Genomic DNA, 19,510 nt, shown 5'->3' with positions numbered 1-19,510 from the left:
GAACGCCTCGGCAAACCCAAGGACGCCATCCAGCACCTGGCCGCGTACCGCAGACTGACCACGAAGACCAGGTCGGAGTAGCGACTCCCAAGGCGAGGGAGAGCACCATGCGAGCTGGCATTCTGGGTTCGGGGTTGATGGACGGCAAGCTCGGGACGCTCGCCTGGCTCGCGGCGAGGTCAGGGAGCCGGGCGCTGAGCCTCGATGGCGGCGGGCTCCAGGCTGAAATAGAACGCCGCACCCTTGCCAGGCGCCGCTTCGGCCCGGATCCGCCCGCCGTGGCGTTGAATGATGCGCGCCACGGTGGCCAGGCCGATGCCTGTGCCTTCGAACTCTCCCGCCGCATGGAGGCGCTGGAACGCGCTGAAGAGTTTGCCGGCGTAAGCCATGTCGAAGCCCGCGCCATCGTCGCGCACGTAGAACGTTCGGCTTCCGTGCTCGAGGGTCGTCCCGAACTCGATGTGGCCCACCGGCCGCTTCCGCGTGAACTTCCAGGCGTTCCCCAATAGGTTCTCGAGGACGACGCGCACCAGCCGCGCGTCGCCCGTGGCTTCGACACCGTCCTCGATGCGAAAGACCACCTGGCGGTCCGGCTGACTTTCCTGGAGCTGCGTGGCGATCTGTCGGGCGAGGTCGCTGAGGCGGACAGGGTCGCGCCCGAGCTCGGCGCGCGTCAGGCGCGACAGGTCGAGGAGGCCGTCGATGAGCTGCCCCATCCGCTGGGCGGCTGCGAGGACCCTTTGGAGAAGCTGCCGCCCGTGGTCGCCGAGCGCCTCCGCGCATTCGTCCGCGAGCGCGTGGCTGAAGCCGTCGATGGCCCGGAGGGGAGCGCGGAGGTCGTGAGAGACGGAGTAACTGAACGCCTCGAGCTCCTTGTTCGCCTGCTCCAGTTCCCTGGCCCAGGCCCGACGCATCCGTGCGATCTCGAGATGAGTCCGCACGCGGGCGAGAAGCTCCCGGGCGGAGAAGGGCTTCACGATGTAGTCATCCGCGCCGGCGTCGAGCCCCTCGACGGCCGACTCTTCGCCCGCCCGGGCCGAGAGGAGGATCACCGGGAGAGCCCGGGTCCGCACGTCCGTCCGGAGTTCCCGCAGCAGGCCGAAGCCGTCCAGGCCCGGCATCATGACATCCGACAGGATCAGGTCGGGCGGTGCCTTGAGGGCAGAGGCCAAAGCGGCCGCTCCGTCCGCGACGGCCAGAACGTCATATGTGTCCGCCAGCAGACGGCGGACATGGTTCCTCATGTCGGCGTTATCGTCGGCCAGGAGAATGCGGGATCGGGAACCGTTGAGGGCCGGAGCCGTCGTGTCCGTCGAGCCCGACGCTCCCGCGTCCCCTGCCGGGAGCATGCCGTCGGCCGACGTCGGATGATCGGGCAGCCAGCGCAGCGCCTCCTCTACGTAGGCGTCCGTCCGGGCGGCCGATGAAGAGAGCGCGCGCTCGACCCCCAGCCGGTCGGACGGCAGGTGGGCGTGTCCGGCTCTGATCGCGACGGTGAACGTGCTGCCCTTGCCTTCCTGGCTCTCGACGCGAACCGTCCCACCGTGGAGGCCTGCGAGATCCTTGACCAGAGCGAGACCAATCCCCGTTCCTTCGAGACTGCGCGATTTCGCTCCCTTCACGCGGTGGAACCGCTCGAACAGACGCGCCTGCTCGGCTTGGGAGATGCCGACACCTGTGTCAGCGACCGCCAGCTCCGCATGTTCGCCGCACCATCGGAGTCGCACATGGATGCCCCCCTGGAAAGTGTGCTTGAAGGCGTTGGAGAGAAGGTTGAGGACGATCTTCTCCCACATCTCCCGGTCGACATAGACCTGTTCCGGCAAGGGTGGACAGTCCACCGTGAGGGAGAGCCCCGCCTTCTCGACCGCCGAGCGGAAGACGCCTGCCAGGTCCGCCGTGCAGGCGGCCAGTTCGGTGGGCTCGTAACTGGCCTGGACACGGCCCGCCTCGATGCGCGAGAAGTCCAGGAGGGAGTTGACCAGCTTGAGAAGTCGGAGACTGTTCCGGTAAGCGGCGTCGAGCCGTTCGTGCCGGGCCGGAGGGAGCGGGCTGTCGCGCTCCGCCAATTCATCTTCCAGCGGACCCAGGATCAGCGTGAGCGGGGTGCGGAACTCGTGGCTGACGTTCGAGAAGAACGCCGTCTTGGCGCGGTCGATCTCTGCGAGAGCCTCCGCTCTCTTTCGCTCATCTTCGTAGGCGCGGGCATTGGCGACGGCCGTCGTGACGCCCGCCGCGAGGAGGTCGTAGTAAGCGCGGTACGATTCATTGAGCGGCAGCCGTGCGCTGACTCCGGCCACGAGGATCCCGGCAGGTCGTTCGTACCCCGGGGGGATGAGCGGAAGCACCAGGGCGGTCTTTGGAGGTTCGGGATACGGGTCGCACGAAAGGGAACGCAGCCTCCGGCCCAGATCGTCCGCCTGTCGAGGCTCGCGCGACCGTGCCACCTCGGCCAGGGGCCAGGCCGCCTCCTGAGATCCCTCCAGGTTGACGACCTCCGGGCTGGCCTCCGTCCCGGGGGGGAGTCCCGCGCGGGCGACGAGCCTGGCTTCCTTTCCTGCGGCGTCGAGCCTGTAGAAGAGAAGGAAGGGCAGGTCGAGCGCGGACTCCGAGAGCGTCTGAGCGGCGAGCGTGAAGGCATCTTCTAGGGTTCGCGCCTTGCCGGCGCGCCCGGCCAGGTCGCGCAGGCTGCGCGTGCGCCGCTCGTTGAGCATTTTGCTCGTGGTTTCGGTCACGGGGTGGAAGAGTCCCCCGACCTTGCCCGTCTCGTCCCGAATGGGGCTGAACGAGAAGGTGAAAAAGGTCTCTTCGAGATAGCCGTTGCGATCCAGGAACATCCGCTGGTTCTCGAGATAGGAGGTCTGGCCGCGCAGGGCCTGCTCGAACGCCTCGCCGATGACCGGCCAGGCCGAGGCCCAGCATTCGCTGAAGTCCTGGCCCATGGAGTGGGGGTGCTTCGCGCCGCAGATCGGCCAGTACCCGTCGTTGTAGATCTGGATGTGCTTGGGCCCCCAGGCAAGGGAGATGGGAAAGTTGGAGGCCAGGCCGAGGCTGACCGTGGTGCGCAGGCTCTGAGGCCAGAATGAGATGCGGCCCAGGGGCGTCCTCGACCAGTCCATCGATCGGACCAGCTGCCCCATCTCTCCGCCGCCGACCAGCCAATCCTCCGGGCGGGCATCCTTTCGATCCGGAGCGTGCCCGGCGTGAATCTTCTTGATCTTGGCGTTCTTCATCCGTCGGTCCCATTCAAGGGCGCGAGCGTTGTCCGGGAGGCCGTCCTCGCTGCCGCATTCGAAAGGTGGGAGGGTGAGTCCGGCGGAGCGGCCCGAGACGTAAATATTGGCATCGCAGCGCTTCTGTCAAGCGCCGCCGGCTCGATCTGTCCCGCTCGAGACCTCGACGTGCCGGTCTTCGCCTACTCTGGCATGCCCCCGAGCATAGGACGGCGGCACCGAGACGTAACCCGCGGGTCGATCGAGCCGCTGGATCTGGATGAACAGGTGAAGACCGTCGCGCGCCATCATCGACATCTCGGGCAGGCCGTCGCCATCGGCGAGCGGTCCGAGATCCACCGCGTCGAAGCCTCTGCCGGTCGTGGGGTCGACTCTGTACAGCCAGCGGCTTTCGTAGCGGGTCACATAGGCGATGCGTTAGTCGACGACCAGGATGTCCTGGGGGTTTGAACCCGCCCCCACCGAGAAAGTGCGCTTCGTATCGTAGGTGGCGGGGTCGATGACCTGCACCGTGCCGCTCGATCGGTTGATGACGTACGTGAGACCGAGACAATGGCGCACGACCGGATCGCCGCCCACAGGCTCCACGTCCCGGGTCGCCGTCCAGGGTGCGACCGGCTCGAGTGTCGCGGAGTTGCAGTCGTGGACGTTCGGGTCGGTCACGACGAAGACATGGTCCTGAAACGCCCGCGGGCCATCGGTCAACGGACAGAGACACAGGAGGGCGATGGTCACAGCGCGCGCCGTCATGCGCCACCGGCCCAGGAGCCTGCGTGCGACGGCGATCGCTTCGTCCGATCGGGGCCGGGCTCTCAGCGCGTGACCAGGGTCTTGAAGCCGCCCCAGAACATCCGCTTGCCGTCGAACGGCATCGCCTTGGGGTCCATCATCTTGGCGAGGCGGGGATCCTTCATCACCTTGGCGTTGATACGGTCGCGCTGCGCCTTGGACTTGTAGACGATGTACGAGAAGACCACAGTCTCGTTGCTCTTCAGCTTGACGCTCCGCGGAAACGAGGTCCATTTGCCCCGCTTGACGTCGTCGGCCACGCTCTCGATGTACTCGAGAGCACCGTGGTCGCGCCAGACTCTGCCGGCCGTCTGCGCCATTCGGCGGTAGGCCGCGAGTTTCTTCTTCGGGACGGGAACGACGAAGCCGTCGACGTAACGTGCCATTGGTTCCTCCTCACAAATGTGCCGCGCCAGCGTTGCTCGGCCCCTCGCAATGTCTTGATGTCCGATTCTACCTCAAGATACGGGGCGCGGCCGCCGGTCGAGCTCCCGGCCCGGAGAACTTGGCGGCCGCGGTATGATGGCTGGCCTGCGGCCGCGGCGGCCAGGCGGTCGGCGGGGAACCGGTTCGGGTGGATTCGGAATGCCCTTCCAGAAGCATTTCCTGTTCTCGCTCCTGGTCATCGCCGTGGTCGTCCTCGGCTCGGCCGTCGCCTTTTTGTTCGTTCCGCACGGGCCGCGTACCGCCTTGGAGGGCGCGCGAGCCAGCCTGGACTATTACACCCTGGAAAGGGAATATGCCAGACTCGTCGACGCGGACGTCTACAATCTCGACAATCACCGCGGCCTGCTGGACGCCCATCTTTCCATCCCCAAGATGACTCGCATGCGGCACAGCACGATCGTGCGCGACGACACGCAGATCCAGGACCGTTACAACCGCTACATCAAGTCCAACGATCCAAAGCTGCGCGACATCGGTCTTTACGGGATGGGCTATTTTTTCGCCCGCGAGCAACTGCCGGACCGCGGCTTGGAATACTTCGACAAGATCGTCAATCGCGACATGCCTTACTTGAACAACTCCATCGGCTACCTCTACTGGCACGAAAAGAGGCAGCCGGACCGCGCGCGTCCATATTTCGAGAGGGAGATCGCCCTCAAAGGAAACGTGGACGGCGCGGTCTCGAACCTGGCCGAACTGTTCTGGGAGCAACGGAAGCTCGGAGAGATGGACGCGCTGAGCCGGGACGCGGCCCTGGGCCGGTATTTCCCGATGCACGCACTGAGGTACCTGGAATTGGCTGAGCGACGCTACGGCGCCTACATGATGACCCTGCTCCGGTCCGAAGCGAGCGCCGTGACCTGGATGAGTCTCCTGTCCAGCCTGTCGATCGCCCTGATGTTTCTGGCTTACATCTACTTCGTGGACGTGTTCGAGAACGAGAGGATTTCCCTCCTTGCAGCCATCTTCGGAATGGGAGTTCTTTCCGGAGTGCTGGCCTCGATGTTCTACGACCTGGCCGGTTCTTACTTGGGAGTCAAGGAAACCGGGCGGGGGCTTCAGGACCTGGGCTTCTTCATCTTCGGGGTGGGTCTGTTCGAGGAGACCGCGAAGGTCATCCCCGTGCTGATCGCGGTCTTCCTGTGGAAGAAGTGGAACGAGTCTGTGGACATCCTTGTGTTCGCGGCCGTGTCCGCCCTGGGATTCGCCTGCATCGAGAACGTGGGCTACTTCAGCCGGGTGGCCATCGGGCTCATCGTAGGGCGGTCGCTTTCAGCCGTGGTCATGCATGTCTGCCTGACCAGCCTGGCGGTGTACGGTCTCTTTCACCGGCGCTACATGCGCGACTCCTGGGGCGTGATCTGGGTCTTCGGCTGTTTTGGCGCGGCCGTCCTGGCCCATGGGCTCTATGATTTCTTTCTGTCGTCTTCCATCGGGCTCGGCATTGTGTCGACGCTCATCCTCATCTACTTGATCATTGTCTTCCGCAACATGCTCGAGAACGCTCTGGACCAGTCCGAATTTTTCTCGGGGAGCACGTTCAAGATCAATCTGTCCGTCTATCTCTTTTACGGGGTCCTGGGCATCCTCCTGATGCAGTTTTCCATCCTTGCCGTCCAATACGGCTTGAACCTCTCGTTGAGCAACCTGGGCCTGAACATCCTGAAGTTCTATTTCCTTTGTTTCATATTGATCGTGGGCTTCGGCAACCTCAAGCTCGTGAAGCACAAGTGGCGCTCAATTCTTTCACGGGAACGGTAGCTTGCCCGTGGGCCGGAAGAACGAAGCGATGGAGGCGTATCGGGCGGCGCTGCGCGAAGATCGCCCAAGGACGCCATCCAGCACCTGGCCGCGTACCGCAGGCTGACTGCGACGAGGGGAGAGCACCATGCGAGTTGGCATTCTGGGTTCGGGGTTGATGGGCGGCAAGCTCGGGACGCTCTTCGCGCGTGCGGGGCATGAGGTGGCATTCAGCTATGCGCGCAGCAAGGAGAAGCTGGACAAGCTCGCGCGGGACGCCCAGGGAAACGCGCGGGCGGGCACACCGAGGGATGCCGCACGGGATGCCGACGCACTCCTGCTCGCGGTGCACTGGTCGCGAATCGACGACGTACTGAAACAAGCGGGCGACCTGTCCGGCAAGGTGATCGTAAGCTGTTCGCTTCCGATGAATGTTGACAATACCGAACTCGTCGTCGCCCACACCTCGTCGGGGGCGGAGGAACTTGCAAAGATGATTCCGAAAGCTCGGGTCGTCTCCGCATTCAACACCGTGCCCAGCGAAGTGCTTTTCGGCGTGTTCGAAGCCAGGCGCAAGGTCAGCCGACCGAGTCTGGTGTGCTGTGGCGACGACAAGAGCGGCAAGGCGGTGGTCGTTGAGCTGATCCGCGAGGTGGGTTTCGATCCGGTGGACGCCGGTCCCCTGCAGATCGCCCGATACACCGAGCCGTTCGCGCTGCTCGTCGCCCAGTTGGCATACGAGGGAAAAGGGGGCCCGGAGCTGGCGTACCGGTTCGAGCGGTTCGGCAAGTAGGCCTGGCGGGGTACATGGCTGTCCCCTCCATTCACGAAGTCCCCGAACAAAAGTACTAGGTCACTCCAAGCTCACGGACGCGCTGCCGTCCCTCATCCTCCGATCCGGATGTTGCCCCCTCCCAGAAGGCCGTCGTTTGAGTGGACCGGAGCGCCACCCGGGCGGGTGACCCGTACTGCGAAGCGATCCGCCCCGTTGCCGGGCTCGGCGTTGTCCTCGACGTCGGCGGTGTACTGGCAGGGGGATCCGTCCCCGAGCGTGCAGTTGCCGCCGAAGCTGGCGCGGAACTGGGCGCCGTCGACCGAGAGCGTCCTGACGTCCCCGGTCAGCGACAGCCCGCCGCCGGACTCGTACCGGATCCGGCCGGCGGGCGCTGACCCCTCGAAGCGGGCGTTGAAGTGGAAGTTGGCCTTCTGGCCCGCGCCGCTCCCGAGGATCCAGCCGTCGCCGCTCGCCTTGCCTCCGGCCACCCCGGAGCCCTTGGCGAATCGGGCGAAGAACGGCATGCGCAGCGTCTCGCTGCCGTCGGAGCGGGCGGCGACCACATACCAGAGGAACTCGACGGCCGGATCGCCGTTGACGTCCGGGCCGGCGACCTGCAGCCCGGCGGCGGTCCCGTCCACGGCAATGTTCACGTCGAACGTCGCCTTGCCGTTGGCCCCGACCGAGACGGAGGTCCTGCCGAGGGAGGCACTGAACCCCGGCGTGCCGAGGGGCCTGGTGATGTCGCCGCGCAGCGCCCCAGCGTCGACGAGCCTCAGGCTGTAGGTACCGGAGGCGCCGGACATGTCGGCCAGCGTCACGGTGATGGCCCGCCGCTGGGAGGCGGTCTTCGCGGAGGCCCCGGTGCCGATCAGCCCCAGCTCGCCGAAGCTGTGGCTGGGGAGGAAGTCGGGCTGGGCCGTGTCGTCGGGGCCGCCGGCGCCGTTCAGGTTGTTGGTCCCCATGATCGCCTTCACCGTGACGGCCCGTACCAGATCGGCGAGGCCGGCGCCGGTCTCGTGGATGAAGTTGTTGGCGTCGGTGTCCGGGATCGGCGTGCCGTCGGCTTTGCGCAGGTTCGTCGTTCCGTTCATGAGCGCGGCGCGCACCTGGCTGGGCGTGAAGCCGGGCCGGGAGAGGGCGTCGCGCACTAGGGCGGCCGACCCGCTCAGGTGCGGCCCGGAGAAGCTGGTGCCGTCGGCGCTGTTGTAGAAGTCGGGGTCGCCCAGGATGACCGGGATGCCGGTGGGCGAGGCCCCCATAAGGATGGCGACGCCCGGAGCGGTGAGATCCGGCTTGACCACCCTGAAGTCGTTGTTCGGGCCTCGGGAGCTGAACGCCGCCGTGTCCGGCACGAAGAGCGCCGCGTCCTCGGGATTGATGCGGATCGGGAGGTTGGAGACACCGCTGGCGTCGAAGCCGAGGCCCGCGCCGTCACGCAGCAGGATCCCATCCTCCAGCGAGATGGTGAAGACGGGGACATTGACCGAAGGGGCCAGGACGACCCCGATCGGTCCGGGGACGTTGTTGAAGATGACGACGGCCTTCGCCCCCCGCGCGGCACAGTTGTTCGCCTTGGCCCCGAAGAGACCGACCGTCCCGCCCCGCTGCGCCAGGCAGATGTGGCCGTTCGCCGCGAGGGGCACGTCCGCCACCGTATCGGCGAAGCCGGCGTAGACGTAGTTCTCCACGATCGGCGCGCTGATCTTCATCGTGGCGTTCGACTCGGTGGCGAAGTCGGCGAGCATCTTCGGCGTGCCCGGCTTGATTGTCGCCCGATCCGCGTTCAGCACGTCGATGCTGTTCGGGGCCACCCCCGGGTCGTTCGTCGCCGCAGTCGCGATCACCAGCCGGTGCGCCGCCGGGGAGCCGATGATGTTCTCGTCGGGTCCGTCGTTCCCGGCCGAGGCCTCGGGGACGACCCCCGCGAACTGGAGATTGCCCGCGGCCGTGCCGATGGCGTCGTCCGGGTCGCCGGTCGAGTCCCCGAAGCTCATGTTGACCACCGTCGCCACCGGCTTCGGGTTGCCCGCGACGTCCACCGGCCGGATCGAGTCCTCCAGGCTGAACAGGATCTGCTGGTCGGTGCAGGCCAGGCTGGGGCAGACCTTGTAGTCCATCACCAGGGCCCCGGGCGCCACCCCCTCGACCACGACGCTGCCGTCGTTCGGACCGGTGCGCGCCTTCAGCCCGGCCGCGGTGGTCGAGACCATCGTCCCGTGTCCGGTGTCGTCGCCGACGACGGCGTTGCCACCGAAGAGCGCCCTGTAGACCACCTTCGTGTGGTGCGTTCCCGGCAGGAACGGCTCGCCCTGCATCCGCACCGGGCGCATGTCGGGATGGTTGAAGGCGTTGCGGTCCTCGAAGTGGGCGTCGTCGACCCGGTCGTCGAACATCGGGTGGCCTCCGCCCGCGCCCTGCCCCAAGCCGGCATGGATCCCCGTGTCGAGCACCGCGATCACCTGGCCCGTCCCCCGCAGACCGAGGCTGCGCGCGCTGCCGCAGGCGGAGGGGGTGCCGCTCGGATCGGACGGGCAGTTGGCGCGGATGTACGGCACGCTGTGGTCGAGCACCAGCTGCTTGCCGACGTCGACGCTGATGTGCCTGACGGCGCTCATCCGCCGGATCTTGCCCACGTCCCAGCCTCCCACCTCGAGGCGGACCGCGTTGATCAGGTCGGCGTAGCGGTCGATGAGGCTCACGGCTCCGCTCGGAAGCGCCAGCGTGGTGCTCGTCAGCGTGTACGGGATCCCGGCCGCGACCAGGCCCTGGAGGAGCTGGTCCTGCGCCAGCCTGATCGACGAGCGCTGCAGGGCCTCGTCGAACGCCTTCCCCTGAGCGGCGGCGCGCGCGCGGGCCACGACGACCGGATCGGGAGATTTCAGCTCGACGAAGATCGGCGTCGTCGTTTGCGCGCCGAGCGGCGTACCTGCCAGGAAGGTCCCCAGGACGGCCGCCGCGATCGCCCCGGCGAGGCGTCCTCGATCGTTGACGGCTCCAGTCGTGCGCAAGTCCCGATGGCAGGTTTTCATGGCGCTCCTCCTCCAAGAGCAGACGCGGAAATCGTGTGAGCGGAAGGGGACTTGCGAGCATTCCCCCTCGGTGGGCCCCCGGATGCGGTGCTACATGTACGCCCACGGTCTCGGGGATTCGATCGGGTGATCTCCTGACTTCGGAGAGGGAGAATTCCCGAGGAATCGGACGATCACAGAGTCCACGGGTCGAAGGGGTCGCTCGGTCCGAAGTCGGCATAGTGCCCCGGGGCGAGCGCCCAGGCGGAGGAGATACGCTAACCCGCCTAGACACGGGTGAGATGTGCCGGAGCCAGCAGAATGTCGAGGATGGAGCTCGAGACCGCCACGACTATCGCCGCCCAGCGCCCATCCGGCGCGGCGTGCGCCGCGGCCGCCGATGGCGGCGGGCTCCAGGCTGAAATGGAACGCCGCATCCTTCCCGGGCGCCGCTTCGGCCCGGATCCGCCCGCCGTGGCGTTGAATGATGCGCGCCACGGTGGCCAGGCCCGATGCCGGTGCCTTCGAACTTCCCCACCGCATGGAGGCGCTGGAACGCGCTGAAGGGGTCCTCAGAGGGCTGGAACCTCCTCCGGCCCGCGGACGTAATATAGGCACGTTCCCCAGGGGGAGATCCATGCGCCGATCGATCGACACCATCTCTCGCGTCAGCTGGCACGGGCGACGGACGAGGGGCCCGGAATCCCCGGCCACGTCCCAGAGTGGCGCACCCTCGCTCACCCGTGTGCCCCCGAACGGCGGCGGGTCGCCGCATCGCAAGGCGACCGTGACGCGACCCATCATCGGCCCGGAACGGCTCGACCCGTTCGACGGCTTCTTCCGAAACCTGGGGCGTCCGCCGGTGGCCCCGGACGGCCTGCTCGATCTCCCGGCTGCCCGCCGCTGGTTCTCCCTGCTTTCCTGGGGGGACGAAGAGGGACTCTACACCTACCAGATGCCGCTCGAGGGGCGCACGGGCAGCCGGGTCTCGGTGCTGGGGCGCACGCGCCTCATGCTCTCCTGCTACGACTACCTGGGCCTCGCGGGCCATCAATCGATCGAGGACGCCGCCATCGCTGCGGTCCGGACCTACGGGACGGGGACGGGCGGCGTGCGGATGCTCACCGGCACGACCGCCCTGCACCGCGACCTCGAGCGCGAAATCGCCGCTTTCAAGGACGTGGAGGCGGCGCTCACATTCGGATCGGGGTACCTCGCGAACCTCGCGGTCGTGGCCGCTCTCGTCGGCCCGCGGGACCGCGTGTTGATCGACGCCCGCGCACACCGGAGCCTGCGCGACGCGTGCGTCCTGGCGCGCGCGCGGGTGACGACCTTCCCCCACAACAACGTCGCCGCCATCGAACGCGAGCTGCGGCGCGCGCCCGCCGGGCGCCGCACCCTGATCGTGGTCGACGGGCTTTATTCCATGGACGGCGACGTTTGCCCGCTGCCCGAGCTGGTGGACCTGAAGCGCCGGTACGGCGCCTTTCTCCTGGTGGATGAGGCGCACGCGCTGGGGGTGCTCGGCGCCACGGGGCGCGGCGTCCAAGAGCACTTCGGCATCGCGGCCGGCGCGGTCGACGTGTGGACCGGCTCGCTTTCGAAGGCTGTGCCGTCGAACGGCGGGTTCATCGCCGGTCGACGCGACCTGATCGTGTACCTGCAGCACGCCTCGGCGCCGTTCTGGTTCTCGGCGGCGCTCGGTCCGGCGGCCGCGGGGGCCGCGCTCGAGGCGCTGCGCGTGACGCGGCGTGAGCCGGAGCGGCTCGAGGTCCTGCGGCGCAATGCCGGCGCGCTACGCGCCGGGCTCCGTGCGCGCGGCTACGACACGGGGAATTCCGCGAGCGCCATCGTGCCGGTGCTGGTGGGCGAAGACACCGCGGCCTGGCGGCTCGCGCGGAGGTTGTTCGACGAGGGCGTGCTCGTCTCCGCCGTGGTTCACCCGGCCGTGCGGCGCGGCGCCGCCCGACTGAGACTGTGCGCGACCGCAGCCCAATCGGCGGCCGATCTCGACGAAGCGCTCGACGCGTTCGACCGGGCCGGCCGCCCGGCCGGCATCGAGTGAGCGCCACCGCTGCAGCTCTGCGCTACGTCGTCCACGCGCGCTCCGACATCGCCGATGTGGATCCGCACGAATGGGATGCCCTGCTGGCGCCGGACGACTTTCACGCGACGCATCGCTTCATCAGCATCTGCCAACGCTCGCGGGTGGCGGACGCGGCCTATCGGCACATCACGGTGCACGACGGAAGACACGTGCTCGCGATCGCGAGCTTCTGCCGGATGCAGGTGGCGCTCGATCTGCTCTCCACCGGCGTCGTGCGCGGCGCGATTCAGGGGGTGCGACGGTGGCGTCGCGACTTCTGCCGTGTCCCGGTCGCGTTCTGCGGGCTGCCGGTGTCGTTCGGGCAGTCGAGCGTGCGGCTCCGCCCCGGGACCGACGCGCCTTCGATCGCGGGCCTGCTGGCGCAGGAGCTGGAGTGCTGGGCGCGGAGCTTCGGCGCGTCCGTGCTGTGCTTCAAGGAATTCGCGCCACGGGAGGAGCCGATCGTGGAGCCGCTGACGCAGCACGGTTACTTCCGGGTGTCCAGCATGCCGTCCTGCACCCTCGCCATCGCGTGGCGCACGTTCGAGGAGTACGTCGGTGCGATGCGGGCGGGCTACCGGCGGCAGGTCCTGGCAAACCTGGAAGCGCGCGACAGACTGGGTCTCACGGTGCGTCTGGTCCCGGCCTGGGAGGCGCAGGCCGAGCGCATCTTCCCCCTGTACGAACAGGTCATGGACCGCGCTCCGTTCCAGCTCGAGCGGCTGAATCTGGCGTTCTTCCGGCATCTCGCGGCCGACCTCGGCGACCAGACCAGCGCCATTCTCGTCGAGCGCGGCGGCGCGCTGCTCGCCGCCGCGGTCCTGCTCCATGCCCCGGGCGTTCTCACGTTCCTGCTCGCGGGTATCGATTACGCCCACCACCGCCAGTGCCAGGCCTACCTCACGCTGGTCACCGAAATCGTCGCCGAGGCGATTCGTCACGGGGCGACGCGGCTCGAGCTGGGACAGACGACCTACGATCTGAAAGGGCGCCTGGGTGCCGAGATGAGCGCGCGCTGGCTCTACATCAAATGTCCGAGTCCGGCCGTGCACTTCACCCTCCGGGCGGCGTCCAAGGCGCTGTTCCCGACGACCTCGCCGCCGCCGCGGCGGGTCTTCAGGGACGCCGGCGCCGGGTGATCGCATCCTGAGCAGGCGGCTGCGCAATTGGACCGGCGACCTGCGATGGCGGCCCGCCCGCATCGATCGTCCCTCCAGCCACAAGGAACTGGTCGCCGCCGTGCGCAATACGGACCTGCCCATTCGAGTGCTCGGGGCAGGTCACTCGTTCACGCCGCTCGCGGCGACCGACCAGCATGCGATTCAGCTCGACGGCTTGAGCGGTGTCGAGCGTGTGGACCCCGAGCGGCAGGAGGTCACCGTGTGGGCCGGCACGCGGCTTCGGGACCTCGGCCCGCGACTCGCGGAGCAAGGCCTGGCGATCGAGAACCAGGGCGACATCGATGCCCAGGCGCTCGCCGGCGCTTTGAGCACGGCGACTCACGGCACCGGCGCGCGCCTCGGGTGCATCGCCAGCCAGGCACTGGGGCTGACGTTGGTCACGGCGACGGGTGACACGTTGGTCCTGACCCGCAGCCACGACGGCGCCCGATTTCTGGCGGCCGCTGTCTCGCTCGGATGCCTGGGCGTGATCTCACAGGTGCGTCTCAAGGTGCGTGCGGCCTATCGCCTGCGCGACGTGCGGCGGACCGTCCCGCTCGACGAATGTCTGGCGCGGATCGACGCGACAGCCGCCGCCCATCGTCATTTTGAGTTCTTCTGGTTTCCCCACTCGGACCTGGCGCTCACCAAGACGCTCGACATCGCGGATGCGGGCTCGGGCCGCAAGGACAGATCGCGTGCCTGGATCACGAACGTGGTCCTGGACAACTGGGGCCTCTGGCTCTCCTGCCAGGTCTGTCGCGTGGTTCCGAAATGGACCCCCGCCCTCAACGACTTCTGCGCGCGCACCCTGGATGAATCGGAGTATCTCGGTCCCGCCCATCGCATTTTCCCCACGCCGCGTCTCGTCCGCTTTCAGGAGATGGAATACGCGGTGCCTGCGGAGCGCGGCCCCGACTGTCTGCGCGAGATCCGCGCCTTCATCACCAAGCGCAAACTGCCGGTGAGCCTCCCGCTCGAGTACCGGCTTGTGGCGAAGGACGATCTCTTCCTCTCGCCGTTCTACGAGCGCGACAGCGCCGCCATCTCGGTGCTCATGTTTCATCCGGTCGCGTACCGCGAGCTGTTCGATGGTGTCGAGGCCATTTTCCAGAATCACGCGGGCCGCCCGCATTGGGGCAAGACACACAGCGCGCGGCCGCCCTACCTGCGACGCCTTTATCCGCGCTGGGACGACTTTCTGCAGATCCGCGCCGAGCTCGACCCGACGGGCCGGTTCCTCAATCCGCACCTGCGCACGGTGCTCCTGGACGCGACGGATTGAGCTCTTCAGTCTGAGCGGCCGCCTGGCCGGCTCGGGAGCGGCGAAGATTGCGGGGATGGACCGTCAAGATGGTGACGCCGCTCGCCGCTGCGAAGAAGGCGTCCTCGTCCTCGACGTCTCTTTTTCCTGGACCTATCTTGGGAATGGCCGCGTGGTGCGGCCGGCAGGTGGATGGTGTCTCGCACCAGGGGGAGAGAGATGAGCATGAAGGGGATGAAGTTCCTGTCGGTCGTGGCGTTATTGGCAGCTGTTGCGGCATCAATGCCCCTGTTCGCCAAGTCGGCCCAGGACAGGCGCGACGAGAAGATGGGCGAAATCCCCGTCTGCTCCAAGAAGATTGGCACCGTCGCAGTCGTCGAGCCCGACACGAACTGGTGGCAGCAGGCGGGATTGGGCTCGCCCGAGGCCTTGATCAAGGTCTTCGTGCGCAAGTCGAACTGCTTCACCCTGGTCGATCGCGGCAAGGGAATGCAGGCGATCCAGGGGGAGCGCGCCCTTGCGGCCGGCGGGGACCTGCGCGGCGGGTCGAACGTCGGCCAGGGCCAGATCAAAGCGGCCGATTACGTCATCGTGCCCGACCTGATCTCCTCGAACAACAACGCGGGAGGCCACCATTTCGGCGCCCTGGCCGGCGGATTGATGGGCCACCACGCGGTGGGCGCCGCCGTCGCCGGCATCAATACCAAGAAGAAGACCGCCGACGTCGTCCTGACCGTCACCGACGTCCGTTCCTCCGAAGAGGTGGCCACCGTGGAGGGGCACGCCAAGAAGACCGACATCGGCTGGGGCGGGCGCGGCAGCAGGGCGACTTGGAGCGGCTTCGGCAGCGCCGGCGCCTCCGGTTATTCGGACACCGAGATCGGACAGGTGATCACGCTGGCCTATCTGCAGGCTTACACCGACCTCGTCACCCAGCTCGGCGGCTTGCCCGATGACGCCTCAGCCGCCAGCGCGCAGCAGGCCGTGACCATGACCAAACCGGGCCGCATGTACGCCACGCCGGACACGAACGGCCAGGTCATCAAAGCGCTCGAGCCCGGAACGATGCTCTACCCGACAGGGGAGAAGCGCGACGTGCTCTGGGAGGTCACGGACGAGCTGGGCACGAAGGGCTGGGTCTCCTCCCTGCTCTTCCAGCTGGCGAGGTAGCTTCACTCGTATCGCAGCGCCTGGGTCGGCTCGATCCGGGATGCGCGGCGTGCGGGCACGTAGGCCGCCAGCAGGGTCACCAGGAGCATCGACGGCACGACGATGACATAAGCCAGAATGTCCACGCCGCCGGCATTGAACAGCATGGAATTCATGAGCTGCTCGACGGCGAAGCCCATCGCGAGTCCGATCATCGTTCCCGTTCCCACGAGCGTGAGGCCCTTGCCCATCACCAGGCGCAGGATGTCGGACGGTCGCGCGCCGATGGCCATGCGAATCCCGATCTCGCGGGTTCTGCGGCTCACGTTGTACGCCACCACTCCGTACAATCCTGCGATCGGGAGAGCCGTGGCCAGAACGGCCAGGACGTTCGCAAACCAGGCGCTTGAACACCGAACAGACGGCGTGGCGCGTCTCGGAGTGGTCATTTTGGGTCCCCGACTTAGGACACGAAAGGTGAAGAAGTTGTTGTGAACAGAAAGTACCCCCCGTCCTCCGCAACGTCAACCGGAAAGTCTTCGCAAGTTGGCCTCAAGACCTGGTGAACTGCCAGCCCCCGGATGGCCGGGGGCGGCGCCGCCGGGAGGAAACCAGCCGCGCGAGCGAGCGGAAACCTGACAGCATCCCGTCGTAAGACATCGTGGCGTTGCGGCCGCTCGGGTTCGGGAGGACGAAGACGGGCACCCCCTCGATCGTTTCCTTGCTCAGCCCCGGGAGGACGCGGAGAGGCGATTTTTTCGGGGTCCGCCGCGAATCCAATCGCGGCGGCGCCGGAAACAGCTCCCGGTAGATCGTGATGCCGACCAGGGCGACGACCCGGGGGCGGTGCCGCCGGACCTTCGCAAAGAGCGCGCGCCGGCCGGCGGAGTACTCCTGATGCCGCAGCTCGTCGATCCCCCGGGTCGGCCGCGGCACGAGGTTCGTGATCCCGAAGCCCCACTCGGGAAGACGACGGTCATCCTTCCAGCCGACCGGCCGCGGCACGAGACCCGAATCGTAGAGCAGCCTCCAGAACCGGTTCGAGAACCCCGCGAAGTGGTGGCCCACCGCGGCCGACCGGATCCCGGGATTGATGCCGACGAACAGGACTCGCAGATCCGGCCGGATCCGGTCGGGAAGGGGACTCAGTCGACGGGGCGTCGGCATGTCGCGTCACCGGTCCGGGAGGGCTCGTGGAGAGGCGTCAATCTCCGCGTCGCGTGAGCCGGCTCTGGCGCGCAAGGGGAGAGTCGTCCGTTTCCCGGCTTGACCGTTCTCGCGCTTGGGCGTATTTTTACACATTCTCCAATCTCTTTCACGGTGACCGAGGACCTCGAGAGGGCGGTCGCCCCGGAGGCATGGACATGTCGCGATGCTGGAGCGGCAGACCTCGGCGTCTGTGGATTCACCTTTGTCTGCTGGCGGCTGGTTCCCTTCTTGCCCTGTCATTCCCGCGGCCGGCAGAGGCCCAGAGCCTCAAGAAGACCGTCGACAGACATTTCCCCGCGTTCCAGTACTGCCCGATCGACCCGGCCCTGACTCTGTCGTTCACGGCGGCGGGACCCGAGGCGATCCTGACGTTCACGACCAACAACTTCGATTCCACCGGGTCCTGGAACGCCCAGGCCCTCGACAACATCGCGGTGGTGGAACAGTCCGTGTTCCAGGCCCACCAGGTCGTGACCCCCGGCTTCGAGGAGTGCTACATCAGTCCCGGGACGCCGAACACGCCCGGCTACGATTTCAGCGCCGCGAGCACGCCCGAAGCGTTCCTCGACCTGTTCGATGCCAACGCCGGCGCCTGGTCCCTGGGGCCGTTCGGGTTCTTCCAGAACTTCAACAGCGCGCCGCGCGATCCCGCGACCGGGACGGACACGAGCTTCGGGGCGCTCGGTCTCGGAAACACGGACGACGGGCCCGTGAGAGTCAGCGTCAGCACGCACATCACCGGGCTCCTGACCGGCCACACCTATGTCGTCACCGGCTGGTGGTACACGCAGAACCTCGAGCCTCTCGATATCACGATCGACTTCAGCATTCCCAGGGCGCTCAACCTCGCGGCTCTCGCATTCGCGCCCCGCGCCAGCGGCACCGACTTCATCAGCACGAGCGGCAGCGGGGTGCTCACGGGCTCCGGGACGTTCATCGCCCCGCTCCCCTTGACCCAGGGGGCCACGATCCAGTCGCTCGAAATGGATGCCTTCGACTTCGATATCGGCGCCACGGCGCGCATCGAGCGGATCGACACGCAGGTCTTCGGCACGGCCAATCCTCAAGTTCTGGCCTCGGTGACCTCCAGCCCCTTCGGGGACTTCCTGCCGCATTCCTTCACGACGTCGACGATCGCGAACGCGGTGGTCGATCTGACCCGCTATTTCTATTACGCCAGCATCACGATCCCGCCGGGTTCGTCGTCGCAGGTCTACCGGGTGTCGATCTCGGTCGCCGATCCCGCGACGCCCCCCTCGCCATCGACCGCCGCCGTGGCCGCGGCCGGGTTCGACCCCGAGACGACGTCAGTCGATCTGAAGGGGTTCGATTCCGGGACGATGACCAGCTCCACCAGCCCCGGCCCGGGACGCTTCGTGGCCCCCCTGCGACTGCCGCAGGGGGCGACCGTCCAGGCGGTGCGGCTGGTGGCGCGCGACGCGATCGCGACCGACGCCACGGTCCGGCTGATCCGCGTGCCGAACAACGCCTTCGGCGGCTCGGTGATGGCCAGCATCGCGACGAGCGGTTCCTCCACTTCGGTGCGGACCTTCTCCACGACCACGATCACCACACCCGCGATCGACAACGGCACGGCCTATTACTATCTCCAGCTCGAGGTGCCGACGGGGCTCCAGATCTATGGCGTGCGGGTCGAGTACGCGCCGCCGGCGAGCAGCCCGGCGACCGGCGCGGACAGTCTGGCGGCCGTGCCGTTCCTGCCGGACGACTCGTCCTTCGACCGGCGGGCGCCGCTCTCGAACGCCCTGGCCGGCCAGGCGCGCTTCAACATGTCGGTGCAATTGCAGGACGGCCGGCAAGTGCAGCGCCTGCGCATGCACGTCCGCGACAACGACGCGAACGGCGACGTCACCGTCTTCCTGTACCGCTACGACGTCACCACGGCCAGTGTGGGTCCGCAGCTCATGGCCCGGCTCCAGACCGCGGGGGCGTTGTCGACGGTGCAGGAGGTGGTCACCGACACGATCATCGGACGCAAGGTCGACAATGCCCGTTACTTCTACTTCGCCCAGTTCTACATGGGACTCGATCCGGTCCAGGCCAACGGGCTTCAAGTCGAATACGCGTCGTGTGGCGACAACGATGGCGACGGCTTCGATGGATGCGTGAACGACTGCAACGACCTGCGCGCCGCCGTCCACCCGGGCGCTGTGGAGGTCTGTGACGGCGTCCTCGACGACTGCAACAATCCCTTCTGGCCCGATACGTCCGGCACGACCGAGGGGGACGACGACTTCGACGGCTTCTCGGAGTGCCAGGGGGACTGCAACGACTCCGACAGCACGCGGTGGAGCCCGCCGGGGGAGGCGCAGAACATCGCGGTCATCCATAACGTCACGAGCGGCGCGACCACGATCCAATGGTCGGTGCCGGCCAACACCGGCGGTACGGCGGCCCCCCTCTACGACACCCTGCAGTCCTCCGTAAAATCGAACTTCAATTCTCCCAGCGGCGTATGCGCCGAGACCAACGGCGCCGATCTGTCCACCATCCTCGCCAGTCTCGCCGTCCCGGTCGGCCAGGCCCGCTACTTCTTGGTTCGGGCCGAGGGGGCCTGCGGGCAGGGGAGCCTTGGAACGACGAGCGCCGGGACGCAGATCACCGGCCGCACCTGTCCCTGATCCCG

General features: G+C 67.3%; 14 protein-coding genes. 7 read left to right on the top strand and 7 right to left on the bottom strand.

From position 1 onward, the window contains the following. Positions 1-179 precede the first annotated feature (179 nt). From VEW47_08265 to VEW47_08250, 4 genes are all read right to left on the bottom strand, one after another. Positions 180-3,233: an ATP-binding protein gene (locus tag VEW47_08265; GenBank protein ID HYS05174.1), complete on the bottom strand. Its 3,054-nt coding sequence runs from the start codon at positions 3,231-3,233 to the stop codon at positions 180-182. Positions 3,234-3,359: 126 nt separating this feature from the next. Then, positions 3,360-3,638: a hypothetical protein gene (locus VEW47_08260; protein HYS05173.1), complete on the bottom strand. Its 279-nt coding sequence runs from the start codon at positions 3,636-3,638 to the stop codon at positions 3,360-3,362. A 12-nt stretch (positions 3,639-3,650) separates the two neighbouring features. Next, positions 3,651-3,983 carry a hypothetical protein gene (locus VEW47_08255; protein ID HYS05172.1) on the bottom strand — a complete coding sequence of 111 codons (333 nt, stop codon included), beginning with the start codon at positions 3,981-3,983 and terminating at the stop codon, positions 3,651-3,653. 62 nt (positions 3,984-4,045) lie between these two features. Beyond that, positions 4,046-4,408, bottom strand: coding sequence for a DUF1428 domain-containing protein (locus VEW47_08250; protein HYS05171.1), 363 nt, complete (start codon positions 4,406-4,408; stop codon positions 4,046-4,048). Between the two features lie 199 nt (positions 4,409-4,607). Here VEW47_08250 and VEW47_08245 point away from each other — a divergent pair, with 199 nt between their 5' ends. Both VEW47_08245 and VEW47_08240 read left to right on the top strand, forming a co-directional pair. Then, positions 4,608-6,230 (top strand): PrsW family intramembrane metalloprotease, encoded by a 1,623-nt coding sequence (locus VEW47_08245; protein ID HYS05170.1) that lies wholly within the window; start codon positions 4,608-4,610, stop codon positions 6,228-6,230. A gap of 127 nt (positions 6,231-6,357) precedes the next feature. Continuing rightward, on the top strand, positions 6,358-7,002 hold the full coding sequence (locus tag VEW47_08240) for an NADPH-dependent F420 reductase (GenBank protein HYS05169.1): 645 nt from the start codon (positions 6,358-6,360) through the stop codon (positions 7,000-7,002). 92 nt (positions 7,003-7,094) lie between these two features. On the opposite strand, the gene VEW47_08235 is transcribed toward VEW47_08240, so the two are convergent. After that, positions 7,095-10,016, bottom strand: coding sequence for a S8 family serine peptidase (locus VEW47_08235; protein ID HYS05168.1), 2,922 nt, complete (start codon positions 10,014-10,016; stop codon positions 7,095-7,097). A gap of 766 nt (positions 10,017-10,782) precedes the next feature. Here VEW47_08235 and VEW47_08230 point away from each other — a divergent pair. From VEW47_08230 to VEW47_08215, 4 genes are all read left to right on the top strand, one after another. Then, on the top strand, positions 10,783-12,060 hold the full coding sequence (locus VEW47_08230; protein ID HYS05167.1) for a pyridoxal phosphate-dependent aminotransferase family protein: 1,278 nt from the start codon (positions 10,783-10,785) through the stop codon (positions 12,058-12,060). Beyond that, positions 12,057-13,220, top strand: coding sequence for a GNAT family N-acetyltransferase (locus VEW47_08225; protein ID HYS05166.1), 1,164 nt, complete (start codon positions 12,057-12,059; stop codon positions 13,218-13,220). The genes VEW47_08230 and VEW47_08225 overlap by 4 nt, the downstream gene beginning before the upstream one ends. Before the next feature lie 4 nt (positions 13,221-13,224). Then, a complete protein-coding gene (locus VEW47_08220) occupies positions 13,225-14,526 on the top strand; it encodes a D-arabinono-1,4-lactone oxidase (GenBank protein ID HYS05165.1) in 1,302 nt (433 codons plus the stop codon). 204 nt (positions 14,527-14,730) lie between these two features. Beyond that, positions 14,731-15,675: a CsgG/HfaB family protein gene (locus tag VEW47_08215; protein ID HYS05164.1), complete on the top strand. Its 945-nt coding sequence runs from the start codon at positions 14,731-14,733 to the stop codon at positions 15,673-15,675. 2 nt (positions 15,676-15,677) lie between these two features. On the opposite strand, the gene VEW47_08210 is transcribed toward VEW47_08215, so the two are convergent. Both VEW47_08210 and VEW47_08205 read right to left on the bottom strand, forming a co-directional pair. Continuing rightward, positions 15,678-16,103 (bottom strand): FtsX-like permease family protein, encoded by a 426-nt coding sequence (locus VEW47_08210; protein HYS05163.1) that lies wholly within the window; start codon positions 16,101-16,103, stop codon positions 15,678-15,680. Between the two features lie 103 nt (positions 16,104-16,206). Then, positions 16,207-16,821 (bottom strand): mismatch-specific DNA-glycosylase, encoded by a 615-nt coding sequence (locus tag VEW47_08205; GenBank protein ID HYS05162.1) that lies wholly within the window; start codon positions 16,819-16,821, stop codon positions 16,207-16,209. 197 nt (positions 16,822-17,018) lie between these two features. Between VEW47_08205 and VEW47_08200 the strand changes: the two genes are divergently transcribed. Then, on the top strand, positions 17,019-19,505 hold the full coding sequence (locus tag VEW47_08200) for a putative metal-binding motif-containing protein (protein HYS05161.1): 2,487 nt from the start codon (positions 17,019-17,021) through the stop codon (positions 19,503-19,505). The last annotated feature ends 5 nt before the right edge of the window (positions 19,506-19,510 follow it).

The sequence above is a fragment of the Candidatus Dormiibacterota bacterium genome, assembly GCA_035635555.1.
GTDB lineage: Bacteria > Acidobacteriota > Polarisedimenticolia > Gp22-AA2 > Gp22-AA2 > Gp22-AA3.
The sequence above is the reverse complement of the archived record's forward strand: the minus strand, read 5'-3'. Positions and strand labels throughout refer to the sequence as shown.